Here is a 23,889-nt window from a genome sequence, read left to right on the forward strand (position 1 = left end):
AACTGAATAAAAAAGGAGCCGTAATGGCTCTTTTTTTATTCAATCTCTTCTATGTCTGGATACAAGAAGTGGTTATAAGGAAAACGCGTAATGTGAATTTCTCTCACCTCTTTATAAACACGTTTTCTAAACTCCTCAAGATTTTCTTTGTTTAGCGCAGAAATAAACAAGGCATTATCACCAAGTTTAGCCATCCAGGTTTTCTTCCAATCCTCTATGGTGTAATTAGCTTTAGTAAGAAGTAGCTCTCCTTCCTCAACAGGTTCTGGTTTGTAAGCATCTATCTTATTAAATACCATAATTGTAGGTTTGTCTTTACTTTCAATTTCATCCAAAATTTGATTAACAGACTCTATATGCTCTTCAAAATTGGAATGCGAAATATCTACAACATGCAGTAATAAATCTGCTTCTCGTACCTCATCTAAAGTAGACTTAAAAGATTCCACCAATTGCGTTGGTAACTTTCTTATAAACCCCACAGTATCACTTACCAAAAACGGCAAATTGCCAATTACAACTTTCCTTACAGTTGTGTCTAACGTTGCGAACAACTTATTTTCTGCAAATACATCGCTCTTGCTAATAACATTCATTAAGGTAGATTTACCAACGTTTGTATAACCAACTAAGGCAACACGAACCATTTTACCACGATTGCCTCGTTGCACGGCCATTTGTTTATCTATAGTTTTAATCTTAGCTTTAAGAAGCGCTATCTTATCTCTAACAATACGTCTATCGGTTTCTATTTCGGTCTCTCCTGGTCCTCGCATTCCAATGCCTCCTTTTTGTCTTTCAAGGTGCGTCCACATTCCTTTCAGTCTCGGGAGCAAATATTCGCATTGGGCTAATTCTACTTGAGTTCTAGCGTAACTTGTTTGAGCGCGTTGTGCAAAAATGTCTAGAATTAAATTTGTTCTATCTAGGATTTTACAATTAAGAATTTTACTAATATTTCGTTCTTGAGCCGGTGATAATTCATCATCAAAAATAACTGTCCCTACCTCGTTTTCCTTTACGTACTGCATTACCTCATTCATTTTTCCAGTTCCAATAAACGTCTTTGGATTGGGCATAGTCATCTTTTGGGTAAAGCGTTTGACAACATCTCCACCTGCTGTGTAAGTTAAAAACTCGAGTTCATCAAGATATTCTTTAGATTTTTCCTCGTCCTGATCTTGAGTAATTATACCAACAAGAACTACTTTTTCTAATGCAATGTCCTTTTTCTCAATCATATAAAAATAAAGTACAAAGTTAAACAATTACGCTGTTTCGATTAATGTTTTAAAATCATATATTTAGCAATATGAGTGATAAAGGTCATAATCATACGATTGCGTTTTACAATATTGAAAATCTATTTGATACCGTAGATGATCCTAAAAGTGATGATGATGATTTTCTGCCAACGTCACGAAAACGCTGGACAAAAAAACGCTATTATAACAAGCTTAGAAAAATTGGCTCTGTAATTTCTAGTATTGGTCCTGATACGCACACTGAAGCACCTATAATTGTCGGATTAGCAGAAGTAGAAAATAAACTTGTACTTTCAGATCTAGTTAATAGTGAACACCTTATAAATGAAAAATACCATTTTATTCATTATGATTCGTCTGATGAACGTGGTATCGATGTAGCGCTTTTATACAAGAGTAATCTTTTTGAGGTAGAACACTCTGAAACCTATTCGATATATCTAGAAACAGAAGAAGGGCTTCGCGATTTTACAAGAGACATTCTATTAGTACAAGGCAAACTTCAAAATACCGAAGTATCAATTATTGTTAATCATTGGTCTTCTCGACGGGAAGGCGAAAAAGAGACTGAACATAAACGATTGGCAGCAGCAGAAAAGGTAAACTGGATTGTAAAACTCATTAAAGAGAAAAATCCAAATTCCAAGATAATTGTTATGGGAGATTTTAATGATAATCCAAATGATAAAAGCTTAGCGCTTATTGAGGAACAAAGCAGTCTTTTTAATCCCTTTAAAACGGTCTGGTCAAAAGATATTGGTAGCCTGAATCACAACTGGCAATGGAATTTATTCGATCAAATCTTAATCTCGGTAAATTTTTTTGACACAAATAACTCTGAACTTTCATTTGAGGAAGCAGATGTGTTCGATGTTAAGTCACTGACACAGTACCATGGCAAATTTAAAGGACATCCTTTTAGGACATATGTTGGTAAAAAATATAAGGGCGGTTATAGTGATCATTTTCCGGTTTATATTAGTTTAAAATCACGTTAAAACGACAATCCCCTTTTGTCGATTATAAATGTACTTCATCTATTATAACACTGTTAACATAGTGTTAATAACCAATTTTTATATATTTCGAATGGATAACAAAATTTCGGTAAACAGCCGAAATTTTATTCACTCTAGCCCCTTCATTTATTAATAAAAAACAACTCCTTTGTAATCAGTGTGTTACAAAGGGTTAAATAATTTCTAACAAACCAAATAATAATGAAAAAAAGTACATTATTTTTTATTTCGCTTTCATTTTTGTGCGTGTCGTTTGTGCAAGCTCAAATTACAAGCTTTCCTTACACTGAAGATTTTGAATCTGGTGATGGAGGCTGGGTTGCCGATAATTCAGGTAACGGAACTTGGGCTCTCGGAGCTCCCACAGGTTCAATAATAAACAGCGCTGATTCAGGTGCTAACGCATGGGTTACCAACTTAGCAGGTAATTATAATAACAACGAAGACAGTAATGTTCAAAGTCCAGTTTTTGACTTCTCCGCCTTATCAAGTCCAGTTATTGAGTTTTCCATTTGGTGGAATTCCGAGTTTAGTTGGGACGGATTAGTGTTGCAATCATCCATAGACGGCGGAACAACTTGGGTAAATGTAGGCAATGTTGGCGATCCAAATAATTGGTTTAATGATACAACTATTTCTGGTAGTCCTGGTGGCCAACAAATTGGATGGACAGGAAGAGGAACAAGTGGTTCCGGTGGTTGGGTAACTGCGCGAAATAATATGTCAAGTCTTGGAGGAGAGTCCAGTGTATTACTTCGTTTCGCGTTTGGTTCTGATGGCTCTGTAAATGATGAAGGTGTAGCTTTTGATTCTATTAATATTTTCGAACCAACTTGCCCTGAACCATCAGCAATAGTGATATCTGGTATTACATCTAGTGAAGCTCAAATTGATTGGACAGAAAACGGCTCCTCAACATCTTGGAATATTGAAATTGTATTAGCCGGTGATACTCCCACTGGTACACCAACTGTCTCAGGTGTATCCAATCCTTATACGGCTATGGGTTTGAGTGCTATAACAAGTTATGATGTATACGTACAGTCGGATTGTGGTGGTGACCAAAGCCCATGGGTTGGTCCAGCAACCTTTACAACATTATGCGATATTTTTATTCCAGATTATATAGAAGATTTTGCAACTATTATTCCTGATTGTTGGGATGAGGCTGATAATGGCGATCCTAGTACTGGTCCAACAGACTTAGGTGGTGGTTCTTGGGTTCCAGATGAGTTTTTAAATATTGGTACTGGTGATGGCGCATATAAAATTAATCTTTTCTCAACTGGTAAAAGCGATTGGATACTATCACCTCAATTTGATTTAACTGGAGGTCCTTTCCAAGTTGAATTTGATTTTGCAATAACAAACTGGAACAGTAGTACTGTAGCAGGCACTTTAGGTTCGGACGACCAAATTATCTTTTTAATGTCCAACGATAATGGCGCTACATGGACAACCTTATTAACTTACGATAATTCTTCTGTAGTTCCAATTCCAGGTATACATCCAGTAGTTGACTTAACAGCAAATAGTGGTGAAACCGTTCAGTTTGCAATTTACGCTACTGAAGGTACAGTAAACGATCCTGAAGATGTAGATGTTTTTGTAGATAACTTTCAAGTTAGAAACATCCCCTCTTGTCCTGAGCCAACTGATTTAGTTGCTTCAAACCCAACACCAGATGGTGCTGAAATATCATGGACAGAAGCGGGTACTTCTACAATTTGGAATATAGAAATTGTTCCAGCAGGCGATACACCGACTGGTACGCCAACTGCTACCAACGTTACCAATCCATATATAGCGACTGGTTTAAGTGCAATAACATCTTATGACGTTTATGTACAGTCTGATTGTGGTGGCGATTTAAGCTCTTGGACAGGTCCAGTTACATTTACAACATTGTGTGACATATTTGTTCCTGACTATCTAGAAAACTTTACTACAATAATTCCTGATTGTTGGGATGAAGCGAGCAACGGAGATGCCACAACAGGCCCCACCGACTTAGGTGCTGGTTCTTGGGTTGCAGATGAGTTCTTAAACATAGGTACTGGTGATGGCGCATATAAAATTAATCTTTTCTCAACAGGAAAAAGTGATTGGATTTTATCGCCACAATTTGATTTAACAGGTGGTCCTTTTCAGGTTGAATTTGACTTTGCAATTACCAATTGGAACAGTAGTACCGTTGCAGGAACGCTAGGATCTGATGATACTGTTCAATTATTAATGACTAATGATGGTGGTGCAACTTGGATAGAATTATTACTTTACGATAACACATCAGTTGTCCCAATTCCTGGTATTCATCCAGTAGTAGACTTAACGGCTTATAGTGGACAAATCGTTCAATTTGGTATCCGTGGTTCTGAAGGCACGGTTAACGACCCTGAAGACGTAGATGTTTTTGTAGATAATTTTCAAGTTAGAAATATTCCAACTTGTCCAGAACCGACTGATTTAACCTCTACAAATTTATCACTTACATCTACTGAAGTTGCATGGACAGAAGCAGGAACCTCAACGGTATGGAATATTGAATATGGACCGGCTGGTTTTACGCAAGGTTCCGGTACTGTTGTAACTGGAGTGACAAATCCATTTACTATTACAGGTTTATTATCTGACACGTTATACGATTGGTATGTACAGGCTGAGTGTGACCCAAGTAATTTAAGTTCGTGGTCTGGTCCAGGACAGTTCTTTACTGGCTATTGTGAGTCTGTACCAACTAGTAACGATGGTCAAGGTGTAACCAATGTAACGATTGGTATTGTAGACTTTCCAAGTTTAGGAGATGTAACTTATGAAAATCAGACCTCACCAGTAGTAAATGTATTCCAAGGGGTTGACACTACAGTTGAAGTTACCTTCGCTACAAGTTTTACCTATGATACAAACATTTGGATTGACTTTAACGACGATTTAGTTTTTGATGCGTCAGAGTTGGTATTCTCAGGTGAATCTACAAATGCTAATCCAACTACCTTGGATGCATCATTTGTGATGCCAGCTACCGCACCTCTAGGTGAACACAGGATGCGAATAGGTACGGCAGATACTGGCCAAGCCACACCAAATCCATGTTATAATGGTTCTTGGGGTGTAACTTTAGATTTTACAGTCAATATTATAGAATTAACATGTACACTTCCTGAAGCTAGCTTTACAACTGTTCCAGATTGTGATAATGATCAATTCTTCATTGATGTTGAGGTAACTAGTTTAGGTGATGCGACCTCATTAGAGATATCAAATAATTTTGATGCATCAACAGTACAAGCTACCGCGCTAGGAACATTCCAGGCTGGTCCTTTCCCGTTTGGTAATACGGTAAAAGTTTTTGTGATGAACGAACAAGATAATAATTGTGTTATTAGCAGTGACAACTTCACAGTATTAGCCTGCCCGCCAGATAATGACGAATGTGAGGCGGCAACAGTAGCGGTTGTAAATGAAACCGATTTATGTAATGAGGTGACTCCAGGAACTATATTAGCAGCGACACCATCTGGAGTAGATGCTGGTACTTGTGCAGGAGATCCAAATGATGATGTTTGGTTTGAATTTACAGCATTAGATGAGATTCAGTTTATTTCCCTAAACAACATTCAAGGGGGTACCACCAATTTAGATCACGCTGTTTATGAAGGGGCTTGTGGAAGTTTAACAGAATTATATTGTTCTACTGCTTCTTCAAGTATAACTCCTTCTTTAGTTATTGGTAACACCTATTACATTAGAGTATTTAGTGCGGGTAGCGTGCCTGAAACATCAACTTTTGATCTATGTATTAGAGAAGCGCCAACAAATGTAATCTGTGAAAATGCAGAAAACTTCTGTTCTGTTGGTGAAGCCTTAGTTGGATCAAATATTATTGGACTTCCTGACCCTACACAAGTTGCTTGTTTAGGTACGGTTCCTAATCCATCTTGGAATATCATCCAAATTGGTGAACCAGGTTTAATTGAAATAGAGATTGTTCAATGGCAAGATAATAACAACAATGGCATACAAGATGGAGGCGAACCAGGATTAGATGTTGACTTTGCTATTTGGGGCCCTTTTACCTCACTGGAACAAGGCTGTGATGAAATTGAACTTGTAGATTGTCCTACTTGCCCATTCTCTAATAACCCAGATACTGGATTCTATCCTTTTGGCAATATTATTGACTGTAGTTATTCAGCCGCGCCAATTGAAAATCTAACAATAGATAATGCACAAGAAGGTGAAATTTATGTGTTATTAGTAACCAACTTCTCGAATGGTTCTGGTGTAATTTCAATTGAGCAAACTAACTCAGGAACTACGGATGACGGTACAATCGAAGCAGAAATTTCTGCTGAGATCATAAGTAACGAAGTTGTTTTTGTAGACGCAGATTCTGACCCTAGTACGCCAGTTGAAGCTTCAGTCTGTGGATTTGATTCAGTAACTATCATCGCAGATTCTCCTTTTGCAGATAGCTACGTTTGGTATAAGAATGGTTTTGTTATGGATGGAGAAACATCAGATACTTTAGTGGTTACAGAATCTGATTTATATCAAGTACAGGCATTCGATGAGCAATGCGGTGCAGATGCATTTTCTCAATTTGTGGTCGTAAATCTTTACAACGATCCTGGCACATTAGATCCACAGAATATTACAGTCTGTGACGGCCCTGAAAGTGATGGCACTGAAGCCTTTGATCTAGATGCATTAACGGCATCGTTAGGTTATGGAGATGATTTTACTGTTACTTATTATACCAATACTGCAGATGCAAACCAGGCTATTAATGCGGTAGCTTCTCCTTATGATTCCTCAGGTGAAACACTTGTGATAAGAATTGAAGATACAGATGCATTTAACAACGGTTTCTTGGGCTGTAGACAATTATCAGAAGTAGAATTAGTTGTAAATCCAAGACCTGACATCAACCAGCCTGCAGACTTTATAGTTTGTGACGATTTGGATGGTAATGTTGACGGTATTACAGATTTTGATCTAACTTCTATAGATGCTGAGATTACGACTGATACAAACGTCACGGTTACTTACCATACTACTCAAGAAGATGCTGAAACAGGAACTGGAGCAATTGCAAGCCCTTATTCAAGTGGTGATGCTACAATTTTTGTAAGAGCAGAAGATGCGGGAACAGGCTGCTATGAAACAACATCGTTCAATTTGGTTGTAAATGTAGTACCTCTAGGATCTATATTTACTGACGTATTCTATTACGATACTGATACTAATGAATTTCTGTTATGTCCAGCTGCAGAATCTGGTGTTGTACTAACACTTGTGCCTGATGGATTTAATACAGCAGATGTAACCGTACAATGGGTCTTAAACGGAAATGATATTTCTGACGCAAATGGTATTTCTTATGAGGCGTTTGAAGGAGGTGATTATTCTGCCCGAATTACTTTTAACGCCACTGGATGTTCAAATACAATTACTAATATTATTGTAACTGAAATTGAAAATTGTGCAATTCCTCAAGGTATTTCTCCTGGAGTATCAGTTGGATTAAACGACACATTTGATCTAAGATACTTTAATGTAACAAGACTTGAAATCTTCAACAGAAATGGCACATTGGTATATTCTAAATCTAACTACTCTAATGAGTGGGAAGGACAGACCAATGACGGTGAAGAATTACCAGTTGGAACTTACTTCTACACCATGGTTTATGAAGGAGGAACAAAGTCAAAATCCGGATGGATTTACATAAATAGATAATCAATTAATTGAATCAACTTATTATAATGAAAAAACTCACTATTATAGCGGTTCTGCTCTTAGCATTTCAAATGTACGGGCAACAAGACCCACAGTACACTCAGTACATGTATAATATGAATATTATTAATCCAGCCTATGCAGGTTCTCGAGAGAATTTGTCCTTTGGATTATTATACAGAAATCAATGGACAGCAATAGACGGAGGGCCAGAAACAGGAACGTTCTTTGGGCATTTGCCAGTAGGAAGCAACGTTGGTATGGGGCTATCTGTAATTGCAGACCAGATTGGTCCAGTTAAGGAGACCAATACTTATGTTGATGTATCTTACACCCTAAATCTTGGTGGTGATCATCGTTTAGCTTTTGGGGTTAAAGCAGGTGCTACCTTCCACGATATTAATTTAACAAGTGGTAACGTGTCTGTTATTGACGCAGAAGACCCTTTCTTTGGTATTGGTATTAATGAAACTACGCCAAACTTTGGTGCGGGTTTCTTTTACTATACAAATAAATATTACCTGTCATTATCTGTACCGAACTTTCTATCTTCTGTACATTTAGATGCTAATGGAAATAAAATTGGATCTGAGACACAACACTACTTTTTAACAGGTGGCTATGTGTTTGATTTATCTCCAAATACTGAGTTGAAACCTTCATTTATGCTAAAGTCTGCATTTGATGCACCAACATCATTTGATGTAAACCTAAATGCTAGATTTTTTAAAAAGTTTGAAATTGGAGCCTCCTATAGACTAGACGATTCTTTCTCTGGGTTGGTAAATTTTGCCATTTCACCAGCAGTAAGAATTGGGTATGCCTATGATGCTGTTTCATCAGAGATTAATGCCTTTGCGCCAGCATCCCATGAAGTTATGCTTCTTTTTGATCTGAATTTCCCGAAGAAAGTTTCACGTTCACCAAGATATTTCTAATCAGTTAAGCTAAACAAAAATGAAAAACTTAAAAACACTATTATTTATTACGTTGATGAGTAGTTTATGCTTAACTGCTCAGAATAATGACACTAAAAAAGCCGATAAACAATTTGCCAGATTCGAATTTGTAAAGGCCTCCGAAAGCTATAGCAAACTTATAGAAAAAGGTAAAGCTGATGCCTATGTTTATGGTCAATTAGCAGAGTGTTACTATAATATTTTTAATACGGTCGAGGCCGAGAAATGGTATGCTAAGGCATTAGAGTCTACTAGTGACCCTGAAATGATTTATAAGTATTCAGAAATGCTAAAGGCGAATGGAAAATATGATGAATCTAACAAGCAAATGGAAAAATTTGCCTCTATGCGCCCCTCTGATGATAGAGCTACTGCATTTAGAAAAAACCCAAACTATTTGCCTAAAATATTAGAACAGGGTAAAAAGTTTAATGTTCAAAATGCTGACTTTAATTCAGAACAATCTGACTTTGGAGGCACTGTAAACAATGGTAAATTGTACATTGCTTCAAGTAGAAACGACAATCGTAAAACTTATGGTTGGAACCAAGAACCCTTTTTAGATATCTTTTCGCTTTCTAAAAATTCTGATGGTTCCTATCAGGCCGCAACTTTAATGAATGACAAAATTAATACGAGGTATCATGAGGGCTTAGTGTCTTTTTCTCCTGATGGAGAAACCATGTATTTCTCAAGAGAAAGTTATTTTGAAAAAGACTTTGAAAAAGACTCTATTTCTAAAGTTAGATACAGTCAGTTGTATTTATTTAAGGCGACAAAACTCGGTTCAGATTGGGATACTGTAGAGAGTCTCTCAATTAATAGCGAAAACTATTCGGTTAAAAACCCTTCTGTGAGTACAGATGGAAAAACCATGTACTTTGCTTCAGATATGCCAGGAGGCTATGGTAATTTCGATATTTACAAAGCACCAATTAAAGAAGATGGAACGTTGGGTGAACCTCAAAACCTTGGTCAAAAAGTAAATACGGAAGGCCAAGAAATGTTCCCATATATTAGCAGTAACGGCACACTTTATTTTTCTTCTAACGGTCATTTAGGACTTGGAGGTATGGATGTTTTCTACACTAAGGAAATTGATGGTAAAATGGCTCCAATAAGAAATGTTGGTATTCCTATTAATAGCAATGGTGACGATTTTGCCTTCACAATAGATGAAGAAGCCGAAGAAGGTTTTGTGTCTTCAAACAGAGATGGTGGAAAAGGTAGTGATGACGTTTATGCATTCAAAAAATTACAACCGTTATGTGATGTGCTCGTACTAGCAACTGTGTTAGATGACAAAACACGTGAGCCAATTGAGGGTGCTTCTGTTGGCCTTGTTGATGCAGAAGGAAATAAAGTAGCAACTAAATCAACCAATGCTGACGGTATCGCAGAATTTATAATTGAATGTGAGGAAAATGTTGAATTAGAAGTCGCCATGGAAGATTATGACAGTAAAAAAGTTAGCGTTAGTGGTACAAGCGAGGAAGAATTAGCCGTTCAAATTTCACTTGACCCTATTGAGAAATTAATTGTTGAAGATAAAATTGAATTGCAACCTATTTACTTTGACTTTGACAAATCTAATATTACGGCACAGGCAGCTTTTGAATTGGATAAGTTAGTTCAAATAATGAATAAATATCCTGAGCTGGTTGTTAAAGCTACATCCCACACCGATGTGCGTGGAACTGCATCTTACAACAACCTTTTATCAGAGCGAAGAGCTAAGTCAACTGTTCAATATGTTATTTCAAAAGGTATTGACGAAGCTAGAATTTCTGCAGAAGGAAAAGGAGAATCTGAGCTTAAGGTTAATTGCGGTGGCAATTGTACCGAAGAGCAACACCAAGAAAATAGAAGGTCAGAATTTATTATCATAAGTGGAGGACCACAGCAAGAATAAAGAGCTAAAATAAATGTGCTAAAAAAAGCTCTGAAATAGTTTTCAGAGCTTTTTTTATCTGAATAGAGAAACAATTATTTAGGAACACAAATTATGGCTCTCATAATTTCCAGGCTTTATAAGGGTTTTTGCTTAGCTGTGAGTTATAGTATTTGATATCTCCTGTCACTTCTTTTCCTAACCAAATTGGTTTTTCAAATTTGTCATCAACTGAATTCAATTCAATTTCTGCAATAATTAATCCTTCATTATCACCAAAAAATTCATCAACCTCAATGATATGACTTCCAACCTTAACTTCATACCTTACTTTATCAATAATTCCTTCTTCACATAATTGTATAAGGGATTCTGCCTCTACAGCACTTATTTCTTTCTCCCATTCAAATCTCGCCAATCCATCATCAGAAGACAATCCTTTTACAGTTATTATACCCTTATCATTAACTAGTCTTACCCTAACTGTTCTTAAAGGGTCTGAGTTTAAAAAGCCTTGCTTAATAGCATAATGCTTAACAGCTTCTTCCTTAAACTTAGACGATGTAATTAGGTATTTACGCTCTATTTCTATCATGGTATTACGTAAATTTACAGTATGGATACTGATTTACCAATAAGAAAGATCATTCATGTAGATATGGATGCATTTTATGCCTCCGTTGAGCAAATGGATAATCCTGATCTTAAAGGTAAACCGTTAGCTGTTGGCGGTGGTGGTGCAAGAGGAGTTATTAGTGCCGCAAGTTATGAAGCGCGTAAATTTGGTGTTAAAAGCGCCATGTCCGGTAGATTAGCAGAAAAGCTTTGCCAAGATTTAATATTTGTAAAACCTCGATTTGAGCGTTATAAAGAAATTTCCAATCAGATTAGAAAAATTTTTTTGGACTACACAGATCTTGTTGAACCTTTATCTCTTGATGAAGCATACTTGGATGTTACTCAAAACAAAATAGGACTGCCAAGTGCAACCCTAATTGCTCAAAAGATTAGACAGCGTATTTTTAGCGAAGTTGGCCTAACCGCTTCTGCGGGCATTTCTATAAACAAGTTTGTAGCTAAAATAGCAAGTGATTATAATAAGCCCAATGGACAAAAAACAGTTAATCCGGAAGATGTACTTCAATTCTTGGAAGATTTAGATATTCGGAAATTTTATGGTATTGGCAAGGTAACGGCAGAAAAAATGTACCAAAAGGGAATATTTACTGGGAAGGACCTAAAATCTAAAAGTTTCGAGTATCTCGAAGAACACTTCGGTAAATCAGGAAAGCACTACTACTATATAGTTAGAGGAATACAGAACAGTGAGGTAAAACCAAACCGAATACGTAAATCATTGGCGGCAGAACGTACCTTTAGCGAAAATTTATCTTCTGAAATTTTTATGCTAGAAAAGCTTGACCACATTGCAGATGAAGTTTCTCGACGTTTAAATAATTCAGATGTTTCTGGAAAAACAATCACTTTAAAAATTAAGTATAGTGATTTTACATTGCAAACCAGAAGTAAAACGTTACCATTTTATATTAATAACAAAGCTATTATCCTAGAAAACGCAAAAGAACTTCTTTATCAAGATGAATTAAAAAACTCGGTTAGGCTATTGGGAATCTCACTTTCCAATCTAAATACGAATAAAGAAACCTCGGTTAAAACAAAAGTTGACAATAAGAAATCCGTTAGCGTACAACTAAAATTTGACTTCTAAGCTAAAAACTACAGCTTTCTATTTCAGTAACCCTTAGAGTGTTTACCATACCTTTTTCCTGTATTGGCATTGCAGCTAAGCTTATAAGCATGTCTCCGACCTCTAAATAACCTTTTTTACAAGCAATAGCATTAACGTCCTCAATTGTTTCGTCGGTACTTACAAACCTATCATAATAAAATGCCTTAACGCCCCAAAGTAAATTTAGCTGTGTTAAAATACGTTTGTTAGATGTAAATACTAGGATGTGCGCTTTAGGTCGCCATGCGGAAATTTGAAATGCAGTATAGCCACTGTTTGTAAGAGTTGAAATGGCCTTGGCATTTATTTCATTTGCCATATTTGCAGCATGATAACAAATTGCTTTTGTTATATAGCGTTTTGTGCGAATGTGTGGTGGTGATTGCGGCACTTCTATTAAATGCGAATCTTCAACACTTCTAATAATATTAGACATTTGACGAATAACCTGCACAGGATACTGCCCAACAGAAGTTTCACCCGAAAGCATAACTGCATCTGCTCCATCCATTACAGAATTGGCAACGTCATTAACTTCTGCTCTTGTAGGTGTTAAACTGGTAATCATCGTTTCCATCATCTGTGTTGCGATAATTACCGGAATTCTCGCTCGTTTAGCGCGTAACACCAATTTTTTCTGAATTAGAGGCACTTCCTCTGCAGGAATCTCGACCCCTAAATCTCCACGAGCTACCATTAACCCATCACAGTACGCTACTATTTTATCTATATTCTCTACAGCTTCAGGCTTTTCAATCTTAGCTATTATTGGAATTTTATAATCACTGTTTTCCTTAATAAGTTCTTCTAGTTGCATAAGATCCTCTGCATGTCTTACAAATGAAAGTGCTATCCAATCAACTTTTTGACTAATTGCGAAAAGTGCATCATCAATATCTTTTTCCGTCAATGCTGGTTGAGAAATACTAGTATTTGGAAGATTCACACCTTTCTTTGATTTCAATGGACCTCCTTGGATAACTTTTGCTTTTACTTCTGTTTTGCCGTCTGTAGAAACTACCTCGAAGATTAGTTTACCATCATCTAACAGTATTTTTTCACCTGGTTTTGCATCTTGCGGAAAGTTATCATAAGTCATGTACACTCTTTCCTTTGTGCCTTCAAACCGTTCGCCAGTAGCAAAAACTATTTCATCACCTTCATTTACAATAACTTCTCCCTTCATCACACCAACTCTTAATTTTGGTCCTTGTAAATCTGCTAAAATGGCGGCATTATAACCAAATTCATCATTAAGTTCTCTAATAATATCTATCCGTTCCTTTACTGTATCATAATCCGCGTGCGAAAAGTTTATTCTGAAAACATTCGCTCCTTCATCAAGCATTTGTTTAAGTATTTCTTTTGAGCTGGTTGCTGGCCCCAAGGTTGCAACTATTTTTGTTTTTTTGTTTGGCATCAATTCAAAAAATTAAATGGTTCTTTGATTTTAATTTTAATGGATTTACACTGTAACTTGTTATTATCTGAGGTATGCTTTGTAACGTATTTAAAATTACTTTTTCGTTTATGTTTTGAATTTCCTCTGATATTTTAATAAAGAAGTTTACGGTTTTGTATTCTGAAATTAAATTGAAGGTTCTTATAACTTTTTGGTTATTTTGAAATAAGGTTCCTGTACTTGCTAAACTATTTTCTTCCCTTTTACAAATGTTGGAAACCAGATTCCATGTCACATATTCAGAATGGTTTTTCCACTCAAATAGGCTATAAGAAGATTCGAGATATTTAAAATCTAAATCTTCTGTTTTTCTGCTTAACTGCAATCCTAAAGTTTTATTGAGTAAATAGGCAAGTCTATAATCTTCTAAATTGCAATGTAGGGCAATGAGCTTATAACTGTCATCATAAAAATCATCTACCTGAAGTTTATGCAAAGCCATATAATTACAAGTTTAATACTGTAAAGATATACTTTTAAAAGGTTACATAAGTGAACTTTGTGCTAATCTTAACCCTTAACAATAACGAAAACGTTATAGTAGATAGTTTTGGTTTTTAACGGATTAAATAAGCTTAGTCATTTGTTTCTGAAAGGCAAAAAACGCTCGTTTTGAGGCTTTTTCTTCAGCTTTTTTCTTAGAGGTTGCCCTTGCTTTTGAAACAACCTTTTTGTTTATACTTAAGCGCACTGAGAAATGTTTTAGCTCATCCTTTCCCGTGTCTTCGTAAACCTCGTAATCAAAAGTATTTTTTTCTTTTTGACACCATTCAATTAATAGACTTTTATAACTGATCACTTTACCCTCTAAGGTTTCAATATCTACATAAGGATAAATTACACGCTTGTAAATAAAGCGCTCACAGAACTTATAGCCTTTGTCTAGATAAATAGCTCCAACAAGAGCTTCAAAAAGATTACCGTGAATATTATTTCCAAAATTAGACTTTGGAATTCTGCTTTGTACTAAATCAATGAGGTTTAAATCTTTACCTAGTTCATTTAAGTGTTGTCGACTTACAACTTTAGATCGCATTTTGGTTAAATAACCTTCATCACCATGCGGAACTTGCTCATAAAGGTAGGCCGCTATTACGGAACTCAACATAGCATCACCAACAAACTCTAGTCTTTCATAATTAATTGCATTACCCTTTTTATCCTTCATATTCATTGAACGATGGGTAAAAGCCTTGATGTATAACGATTTTGATTTGGGTTTAAAACCAAGTATATCTTTAAGTTTCAAAAAAAAATTCCCGTCTGAATCAGTACGGGAATTTAATATGTTACGAATGAAACTCATTCAAGATTTAATCTAATTTTTTAAATAATACACAAGCGTTATGGCCACCAAATCCAAATGTATTACTCATTGCTACTTTAATATCGCGCTTTTGAGCTTTATTGAGTGTTAGATTTAATTCTGGATCAATATTTTCATCGACAGTCTCATGGTTAATTGTTGGAGGAATTATACCATGCTCTAAGGCCAAAATAGAAGCAATTGCCTCAATAGCTCCAGCTGCACCCAACAAGTGTCCTGTCATTGATTTAGTAGAATTAATATTTATGCTTTTTGCATGGTCTCCAAATACTTCAGATATAGCCTTTAATTCGGCCACATCTCCCAGAGGAGTTGATGTACCGTGTGTGTTAATATGATCTACGTCCTCAGGATTTAAACCTGCATTTTCTAAACAATTCTTCATTACCGCAACAACACCAATACCATCAGGATGTGGTGCAGTCATATGGTAGGCATCAGAAGACAATCCGCCACCAACAACCTCAGCATATATTTTAGCGCCTCTGGCTTTCGCATGTTCGTATTCTTCTAATATAATTGCGCCAGCACCTTCACCTAGTACAAAACCGTCTCGATTTGCATCGAAAGGTCTAGAAGCTGTTTCTGGGCTATCATTTCTAGTACTCATTGCATGCATAGCATTAAACCCACCCATACCAGCAATAGTAACGGCAGCTTCACTTCCTCCTGTAATAATAACGTCACAATGCCCTAGTCTAATAGTATTTAATGCATCGATCATGGAATTAGCAGATGAGGCACATGCAGATACAGTAGTGTAATTTGGCCCCATAAATCCATACTTGATGGAGATATTACCTGGTGCTATATCAGCAATCATCTTGGGTATGAAGAAAGGGTTAAAACGAGGACTTCCGTCTCCAGCAGCATAGTTTAACACCTCATCTTGAAATGTTTGTAAACCGCCTATTCCGGCTCCCCAAATTACACCTACTCTATATTTGTTTAGCGCATCTAGATCAAGTTTTGAGTCTGCAATTGCCTCATCAGAAGCTACCATTGCATACTGTGAAAACCTGTCCATTTTCCTTGCTAACTTTCTATCAATAAAGTCGTTAACTTCAAAGTTCTTTACTTCACAAGCGAATTGAGTTTTGAATTTTTCCGCATCGAAATACGTAATTGGCGCAGCACCACTTTTACCACTGACTAGACCTTCCCAATATTCATCCTTGGTATTGCCAATCGGTGTAAGTGCTCCTAAACCGGTAACTACTACTCGCTTCAGTTCCATAAAGTAATTTATTTTGCTTCTTCTATATAAGAAATAGCTTGACCAACTGTTGCAATATTTTCAGCTTGATCATCTGGGATTTGAATATCAAATTCTTTTTCGAATTCCATTATTAATTCAACAGTGTCCAATGAATCTGCTCCTAAATCATTAGTGAAGCTAGCTTCAGTTACAACCTCGTTTTCATCAACACCTAATTTGTCTACGATAATCGCTTTTACTCTTGATGCAATGTCTGACATAATCTTTTAATTTTAAGTTTTAATTAGACCGCAAAAATAAAAAACTTTCTTTTAAAAATCCTTTTTACTGATAAAATGTATGCCTTAGCCATAAATTCATACATCTATTTAATAATTGCGTCTAATTGTTAATTATTATTCTTTTTTTTGTTTTTGAATAATAGCACATTGACAGTAAGTTTATGAAACGTGTAGTAATTTTTGCGTCCGGTAGTGGCTCTAATGCTGAAAATTTAATAAAGTTTTTTCACAACAACGATAATGTTTCTGTTATTCAAGTTTTGACTAACAATCCTCATGCCAAAGTTCTGGATCGTTGTAAAAAATTGAATATTAGTGCGTTATCCTTTAATAGGGTGGCATTTTCAAAATCTGAGGATATCCTAAATATTCTAAAAATTCAAAAACCCGATCTTATAGTTTTAGCTGGGTTCTTATGGAAGTTCCCGAAATTTATACTTAATCATTTTCCGAATAAGGTGATAAATATTCATCCAGCATTGCTTCCTAAATACGGTGGAAAGGGAATGTATGGCATGCATGTTCATGAAGCAGTAGTGGCCAATGGCGAGAAGGAATCTGGCATTACAATTCATTATGTTAATGAAAACTATGATGAAGGTGCAATTATATTTCAAGAAAAGTGTGAAATCTTAGCATCTGATACGCCCCAAGATGTAGCTTCAAAAATCCACGATTTAGAAATGAAGTATTTTCCGAAAGTAGTAAACGACATACTAAATGACTAAAACCAAAAAGAAATACTATACTGTATGGAAAGGCCATAATACAGGTGTATTTGAATCTTGGGATGATTGTAAGGCGCAGATCAAAGATTTTAAAGGATCTCAATACAAATCATTTGCATCTTTTGAAGCAGCAAAAACTGCTTACAAAGCAGGTCCAAAGGATTTTATTGGAAAATCCAAGAAGTTTAAAAGTGAACTGACTAAAGAACAACTCAAAAAGATAGGGCAACCTAACCTAAATTCAATTTGTGTAGATGCTGCTGTTAGCGGAAATCCCGGTAAATTGGAATATCGAGGCGTTGATACACGAACAAAAAAACAGATCTTCATTCAAGGGCCCTTTGAGGAAGGAACCAACAACATTGGTGAGTTTTTGGCAATAGTACATGGTTTAGCCTTATTAAAACAAAAAGCTAGCAATAAAATAATCTATACTGATTCAATTACTGCTATAAGTTGGGTGAAGAAAAAAAATTGTAACACCAAACTTAAAAGAACCGAAAAAAACAAACCGTTATTTGATTTGGTAAATAGGGCATTAAAGTGGCTTATGGAAAATAATTACTCAACTACAATAGTTAAATGGGAAACTAAAGCTTGGGGGGAAATTCCTGCAGATTTTGGAAGGAAATAAATCTATGGAAACAGGTAGTTATTATGATGTTTTAATTATTGGTGCTGGTTTATCTGGTATTGGAGCAGCCTGCCATCTAAAAAGAAAAAGTCCTGGTAGAACATATCACATTTTAGAGTCTAGATCCAATCTTGGCGGTACATGGGACTTGTTTAAGTACCCTGGTATACGTTCTGATTCTGACATGTATACATTTGGATATTCCTTTAAAACATGGGATAAACCAAAATCATTCGCGGACGCACCTTCAATCTTAAAGTACCTGCAAGAGGCAACTGAAGAATACAAGGTCAAAGACAACATTTCATATAACCAGAAAGCAATTTCATATAGTTTCAACACTTCAAATAATCAGTGGTCCGTCAGAGCATTAAATACCAATACCAAAAAAGAATCCACAATCAATTGTAAATTCTTGTTTAATTGTAGCGGTTACTACAATTACGATGAAGGTTACACTCCAGAATTTAAGGGGCTCGATGACTTCCAAGGTATATTTATTCATCCTCAAAAATGGCCAAAAGACTTAATCTTATCTAATAAACAAGTTGTTGTTATTGGTAGCGGAGCTACTGCCGTAACCATAGTGCCAGAAATAGCACAAAAAGTAGGACATGTTACATTGCTGCAAAGATCACCAACGTATGTTGGTGCGTTGCCAAACAAAGACAAAGTTGCTAGATTCTTAAAATTCCTACTCCCAAAAAAACTAGCTCATAAAGTTATAAGAACAAAGAACATTTTATTGGATATTGCTTTTTTTAATGCTTGTAGAAAATGGCCAAACACCATGAAAAAGTACATCATTAAAAAAGCACAAACAGAGCTTGGTGATTATCCTGTTAATCCACATTTTACGCCGAATTACAATCCTTGGGAACAACGGTTTTGTTTGGCACCAGATGGTGACCTTTTTAAAGCAATCAGATCTGGAAAGGCTTCGGTTGAAACAGAAAAAATATCTCATTTTTATAATAAGGGCGTTGCACTAGAATCAGGCAAAAATCTTGAAGCAGATATTATTATTAGTGCTACAGGGTTAAAAATACTTCCATTGGGAGGTGTAAAGATTCTTGTAGATAATCAAACTATTGATTTATCCCAATTGTATGTTTATAAAGGATGTATGCTTAGCAGTTTACCAAACCTGTTTTTGTTTGTCGGTTACACAAATGCTTCATGGACATTAAAAAGTGATCTAACTAGTGAATATATAGCCCGTGTTTTAGGTTATATGAATAAAAAGGGCTTAAATACTATTTGTCCTATGTTAAAAGATTCAACTATCAAACCAATACCATTGCTAAACTTAAATTCAGGCTATATCCATAGGGCAAAAAATATACTCCCAAATCAAGGAAACAAAGTGCCATGGCGGGTTTATCAAAATTATATTCTAGATTACAAGATGCTAAGAATTGATAAAATCAACGATGGTATCGCGGTATTCAAATGAGATTGAACTAATAGATTATATCTGTTTTAATAGGAATTTATTTTGTTTAAATTTGCACCTTAATCAAACTTACTTTTAATGAGTAAATTAGTGATTGTCGGTACAGTGGCATTTGATGCTATCGAAACGCCTTTTGGTAAAACCGATAAAATCCTCGGCGGTGCAGGAACCTTTATTGCACTGGCAGCTTCAAAATTCAATATAAATTCTGCTGTTGTTTCTGTGGTAGGTGGTGATTTCCCGCCGAAATACTTAGACTTCATGTCAGAGCAAAACATAGATATATCTGGTATAGAAATCGTAAAAGAAGGAAAAACCTTTTTTTGGAGCGGAAAGTATCATAACGATATGAATTCTCGAGATACGCTTACTACAGAGCTAAATGTTCTTGAAAATTTTGAGCCAAAGGTGCCTGAAGATTATAAAGATGCAGAAGTAGTTATGTTAGGAAATTTACATCCGCTAACTCAAATAAGTGTCTTAAACCAAATGACCAAAAAACCTAAACTAGTCGTTCTAGATACAATGAACTTTTGGATGGATTGCGCATTGAATGATTTGCACAATACCATGAGACATGTTGATGTAATAACTATTAATGATGAAGAAGCTAGACAATTAACTGGAGAATATTCCTTAGTTGTGGCAGCAAGAAAGATTTATGAAATGGGTCCAAAATTTGTTGTGATAAAGAAAGGAGAGCACGGCGCACTACTCTTTCATGATGACAATGTTTTCTTTGCACCTGCATTACCTCTAGAGGAAGTGTTCGACCCGACAGGGGCAGGTGATACTTTTGCGGGTGGTTTTGTTGGTTACCTAACAAAAACAGAAGACTATTCTTTTGAAAACATGAAAACTGCTGTTATATATGGTTCAACCTTGGCTTCTTTTTGTGTTGAAAAATTTGGGACAGAACGAATGCAAAATCTTAATGATTCAGAAGTTTATAAACGATTAGACCAATTCAAAAGTCTAACTCAGTTTGATATAGAATTAACCTAACACATCGCGCTCACTAGTTGAGCGCGATTTTTTTGACTTACAATGAGTGATGCAATAAAACATGAGTGTGGTATAGCTCTTATAAGGCTGTTAAAACCATTAGAATACTACAAAGAAAAATACGGTAGCGCATTTTATGGTGTAAATAAAATGTATTTGATGATGGAAAAACAGCACAACAGAGGCCAGGATGGTGCTGGTTTTGCTAGTATTAAACTAGATACAAAACCTGGTGAACGCTATATCAGCCGTGTAAGATCAATTGCACAGCAGCCCATACAAGATATTTTTTCTCAAATTAATGAGCGTGTAAATAAAGAGTTTAGCCTACATCCAGAATATCAAAATAACGTAGCGTTACAAAAAAAGCATATACCTTACATTGGAGAACTTTTACTTGGTCATGTTAGATACGGTACTTTTGGCAAAAACAGTGTAGAGAGTGTGCATCCCTTTTTGAGACAAAATAATTGGATGCACCGAAACCTTATTGTGGCTGGTAATTTTAATATGACCAACGTTACAGAATTATTTAACAATTTAGTCGAAATAGGACAACACCCAAAGGAGAAGGCAGATACCATTACAGTAATGGAAAAAATTGGACATTTTTTAGACGATGCCGTATCCAAGATCTATAAAGATTTAAAGAAAGAAGGTTATTCTAAAATAGAATGCTCTCCTTTAATAGCAGAACGATTAAAAATCAGTAAAATTCTTAAGCGAGCTGCCAAAAATTGGGATGGTGGTTATGCAATGGCTGGATTACTAGGACATGGCGATTCCTTCGTATTAAGAGATCCAGCCGGAATTCGACCGGCCTATTATTATAAAGATGATGAAGTTGTTGTGGTTGCTTCTGAGCGCCCTGTAATACAAACAGTTTTTAACGTTCCGTTCGAAGAGGTTGTAGAATTAGCTCCTGGGAATGCAATTATTATCAAAAAGTCTGGTTTTACAGAAATAAAACAAATTTTAGAGCCATTAGAGCGTAAGGCTTGTTCTTTTGAACGTATCTATTTTTCTAGAGGTAGTGATGCCGAGATTTATCAAGAACGAAAAGAATTAGGAAGATTATTAATGCCTAAGGTTCTTGAAGCCATTGATAATGACACAAAAAATACTGTGTTCTCATATATCCCTAACACAGCTGAGACATCATTCTTTGGAATGATAGATACTGTTGAGGAGCACCTAAACCATAAAAAGACTGAAGTGATATTGAGGGGGAAAAGAAGTCTTTCTGCGGAAAAGGTTGAAGAAATATTATCAGAAAGGCCTCGAATAGAAAAAATCGCTATTAAGGATGTTAAACTCAGGACCTTTATAACCGAAGATAGCAGTAGGGATGATCTGGTGGCACATGTTTATGATATAACCTATGGTGTTATAAAACCATCTGATAATCTTGTAATTATTGACGACAGTATTGTACGTGGTACCACTTTAAAAAAGAGTATCATTAAAATGATGGATCGATTAAATCCTAAAAAAATCATTGTGGTTTCCTCTGCGCCTCAAATAAGATATCCCGATTGTTATGGTATTGATATGGCAAACCTTGAAAGTCTAATTGCATTTAGAGCTGCATTAGAGCTTCTGAGGGACTCCGGAAAATACAATCTTGTTGATGAAGTTTATCAGAAATGCATTACTCAAGTTGGAATGAAAGACAAGAATGTACAGAATTATGTCAAAGAAATTTATGATAGCTTTTCCGATGATGAAATTTCCGATAAAATATCAGAGCTCTTAAGCGATGAAGATGTAAAAGCAGAGGTGAAAATCATCTTTCAACCCGTTAAAAACCTTCACAAAGCTTGTCCTAATAATTTAGGCGACTGGTACTTTACTGGAGACTACCCAACACCTGGAGGAAATAGAGTGGTAAACAAAGCGTTCATAAATTTTTATGAAGGCAACAAAGAACGCGCATATTAAATTCGATAAAAACGCCTTTTTATCCGATAAAATAAGTATTTTATCTATGAATTGTGCATTTCATCCAATATTTACTTCGTTTTAACAAATTAAATATACATTAGAGTCACCATAACATAAGTAGGTTAAGTTCATGGTAGATTTGGGGCAAAAAAAGGTGAACAATGTTCACCTTTTTTTATGGACTTACTTGAAGTATTACTTTAAGTTAATAGCACAGTTCTATATATTTCAATATTAACATATGTAAACAATTGCTACACTTTCCACCCTTAGACTAATATATAGGTCGTTTATCCAATAAATTCATTTGTTAAATTATAGTGCACTTATATTTGAGTCACCATAACATAAGTAGGTTAAGTTTATGGTAGATTTGGGGCAAAAAAGGTGAACTCTCTGTTCACCTTTTTTCATTTTTGATTCTCACTAAAATAGGATCTTGGTTTCTAAAGACATAAAAAATCCAAGCCTTAAATTAAGCCTTGGATAAAATACTAAATCTTTAAGGATTGTTACTTCGCCTCGGCATAACGCCTTTCAACTTCATTCCAATTAATTACTTTAAAGAAGGCTTCAATATAATCAGGTCTTCTGTTTTGATATTTGAGATAATATGCATGCTCCCATACATCGAGCCCTAGTATTGGCGTTCCGCCACAGCTAACGCCAGGCATTAATGGATTGTCTTGATTTGGCGTAGAGCATACCTCTACTTTTCCTCCTTTATGAACACAAAGCCATGCCCAACCAGAACCAAACTGGGTTGCAGCTGCTTTACTAAAAGCTTCTACAAAAGCGTCTTTAGATCCAAATTCTGCTTCAATTGCGTCTTTTAATTCACCTGACAAATAACCTCTGTCTTCAGGATTCATTACATCCCAAAAGAGACTGTGATTGTAAAATCCACCTCCATTATTTCTAACTGCGCCATTAGCCATGTCCAAGTTGGTAAGAATATCTTCAATTGATTTTCCTTCTAAATTAGTTCCTTCTATGGCTGCGTTAAGTTTTGTGGTATATCCGTTATGATGCTTACTGTGATGTATTTCCATTGTTCTTGCATCAATATGTGGTTCTAAAGCATCGTATGCATATTTTAATTTTGGTAGTTCAAAAGCCATAATTCTTTGGTTTTAAGTTAATAATTCAATATTTACAAAATTACAATAATGACATTTAGAAAATCTAAATAAATTATTAAGATTCC

18 protein-coding genes are annotated in these 23,889 nt (G+C 35.7%); 10 read left to right on the plus strand and 8 right to left on the minus strand.

Annotated features, from left to right (window positions below; all coding sequences use genetic code 11):
- Positions 1-35: 35 nt before the first annotated feature.
- Positions 36-1,241: a GTPase HflX gene (gene hflX, locus LBU54_RS01155; protein ID WP_224524317.1), complete on the minus strand. Its 1,206-nt coding sequence runs from the start codon at positions 1,239-1,241 to the stop codon at positions 36-38.
- 71 nt (positions 1,242-1,312) lie between these two features.
- Between hflX and LBU54_RS01160 the strand changes: the two genes are divergently transcribed.
- The 4 genes from LBU54_RS01160 to LBU54_RS01175 all read left to right on the plus strand — a co-directional run bounded on the left by LBU54_RS01160 (position 1,313) and on the right by LBU54_RS01175 (position 10,897).
- Positions 1,313-2,263: an endonuclease/exonuclease/phosphatase family protein gene (locus LBU54_RS01160; protein ID WP_224524319.1), complete on the plus strand. Its 951-nt coding sequence runs from the start codon at positions 1,313-1,315 to the stop codon at positions 2,261-2,263.
- 222 nt (positions 2,264-2,485) lie between these two features.
- A complete protein-coding gene (locus LBU54_RS01165; protein WP_224524321.1) occupies positions 2,486-8,026 on the plus strand; it encodes a T9SS type B sorting domain-containing protein in 5,541 nt (1,846 codons plus the stop codon).
- Positions 8,027-8,052: 26 nt separating this feature from the next.
- Positions 8,053-8,964 carry a PorP/SprF family type IX secretion system membrane protein gene (locus LBU54_RS01170; protein WP_224524323.1) on the plus strand — a complete coding sequence of 304 codons (912 nt, stop codon included), beginning with the start codon at positions 8,053-8,055 and terminating at the stop codon, positions 8,962-8,964.
- Positions 8,965-8,983: 19 nt separating this feature from the next.
- Positions 8,984-10,897, plus strand: coding sequence for an OmpA family protein (locus LBU54_RS01175; RefSeq protein ID WP_224524324.1), 1,914 nt, complete (start codon positions 8,984-8,986; stop codon positions 10,895-10,897).
- A gap of 100 nt (positions 10,898-10,997) precedes the next feature.
- Here LBU54_RS01175 and LBU54_RS01180 read toward each other — a convergent pair whose 3' ends face one another.
- Complete coding sequence (locus tag LBU54_RS01180; protein WP_224524326.1) at positions 10,998-11,471, minus strand: CYTH domain-containing protein; 474 nt, start codon at positions 11,469-11,471, stop codon at positions 10,998-11,000.
- Between the two features lie 21 nt (positions 11,472-11,492).
- On the opposite strand from LBU54_RS01180, the gene dinB reads away from it, so the two are divergent.
- Positions 11,493-12,605 (plus strand): DNA polymerase IV, encoded by a 1,113-nt coding sequence (dinB, locus tag LBU54_RS01185; RefSeq protein ID WP_224524337.1) that lies wholly within the window; start codon positions 11,493-11,495, stop codon positions 12,603-12,605.
- A gap of 1 nt (position 12,606) precedes the next feature.
- On the opposite strand, the gene pyk is transcribed toward dinB, so the two are convergent.
- The 5 genes from pyk to LBU54_RS01210 all read right to left on the minus strand — a co-directional run bounded on the left by pyk (position 12,607) and on the right by LBU54_RS01210 (position 16,894).
- Positions 12,607-14,046, minus strand: a complete 1,440-nt coding sequence (gene pyk / locus LBU54_RS01190; RefSeq protein WP_224524340.1) for a pyruvate kinase — start codon at positions 14,044-14,046, stop codon at positions 12,607-12,609.
- Positions 14,047-14,050: 4 nt separating this feature from the next.
- Positions 14,051-14,530: an IPExxxVDY family protein gene (locus tag LBU54_RS01195; RefSeq protein WP_224524344.1), complete on the minus strand. Its 480-nt coding sequence runs from the start codon at positions 14,528-14,530 to the stop codon at positions 14,051-14,053.
- A gap of 123 nt (positions 14,531-14,653) precedes the next feature.
- Positions 14,654-15,394, minus strand: a complete 741-nt coding sequence (gene rnc, locus LBU54_RS01200; RefSeq protein ID WP_224524350.1) for a ribonuclease III — start codon at positions 15,392-15,394, stop codon at positions 14,654-14,656.
- 7 nt (positions 15,395-15,401) lie between these two features.
- Positions 15,402-16,652, minus strand: coding sequence for a beta-ketoacyl-ACP synthase II (fabF, locus tag LBU54_RS01205; RefSeq protein WP_224524354.1), 1,251 nt, complete (start codon positions 16,650-16,652; stop codon positions 15,402-15,404).
- A gap of 8 nt (positions 16,653-16,660) precedes the next feature.
- Positions 16,661-16,894 (minus strand): acyl carrier protein, encoded by a 234-nt coding sequence (locus tag LBU54_RS01210; protein ID WP_008269813.1) that lies wholly within the window; start codon positions 16,892-16,894, stop codon positions 16,661-16,663.
- 182 nt (positions 16,895-17,076) lie between these two features.
- Between LBU54_RS01210 and purN the strand changes: the two genes are divergently transcribed.
- From purN to LBU54_RS01235, 5 genes are all read left to right on the plus strand, one after another.
- The gene (purN, locus tag LBU54_RS01215) at positions 17,077-17,643 is read left to right on the plus strand and encodes a phosphoribosylglycinamide formyltransferase (RefSeq protein ID WP_224524355.1); all 567 of its coding nucleotides are present in this window, start codon (positions 17,077-17,079) and stop codon (positions 17,641-17,643) included.
- Complete coding sequence (locus LBU54_RS01220; RefSeq protein WP_224524358.1) at positions 17,636-18,277, plus strand: ribonuclease H1 domain-containing protein; 642 nt, start codon at positions 17,636-17,638, stop codon at positions 18,275-18,277. Before purN ends, LBU54_RS01220 begins: the two co-directional genes overlap by 8 nt.
- Entirely contained in the window at positions 18,264-19,733 is a 1,470-nt protein-coding gene (locus tag LBU54_RS01225; protein WP_224524361.1) for a flavin-containing monooxygenase, read from the plus strand. The genes LBU54_RS01220 and LBU54_RS01225 overlap by 14 nt, the downstream gene beginning before the upstream one ends.
- A gap of 78 nt (positions 19,734-19,811) precedes the next feature.
- Positions 19,812-20,738, plus strand: a complete 927-nt coding sequence (locus tag LBU54_RS01230; RefSeq protein WP_224524364.1) for a PfkB family carbohydrate kinase — start codon at positions 19,812-19,814, stop codon at positions 20,736-20,738.
- 42 nt (positions 20,739-20,780) lie between these two features.
- Positions 20,781-22,679: an amidophosphoribosyltransferase gene (locus tag LBU54_RS01235; RefSeq protein ID WP_224524367.1), complete on the plus strand. Its 1,899-nt coding sequence runs from the start codon at positions 20,781-20,783 to the stop codon at positions 22,677-22,679.
- A 515-nt stretch (positions 22,680-23,194) separates the two neighbouring features.
- Here LBU54_RS01235 and LBU54_RS01240 read toward each other — a convergent pair.
- Complete coding sequence (locus LBU54_RS01240; protein WP_224524383.1) at positions 23,195-23,803, minus strand: superoxide dismutase; 609 nt, start codon at positions 23,801-23,803, stop codon at positions 23,195-23,197.
- Positions 23,804-23,889 lie beyond the last annotated feature (86 nt).

Source organism: Winogradskyella alexanderae (assembly GCF_020166335.1).
GTDB lineage: Bacteria > Bacteroidota > Bacteroidia > Flavobacteriales > Flavobacteriaceae > Winogradskyella > Winogradskyella alexanderae.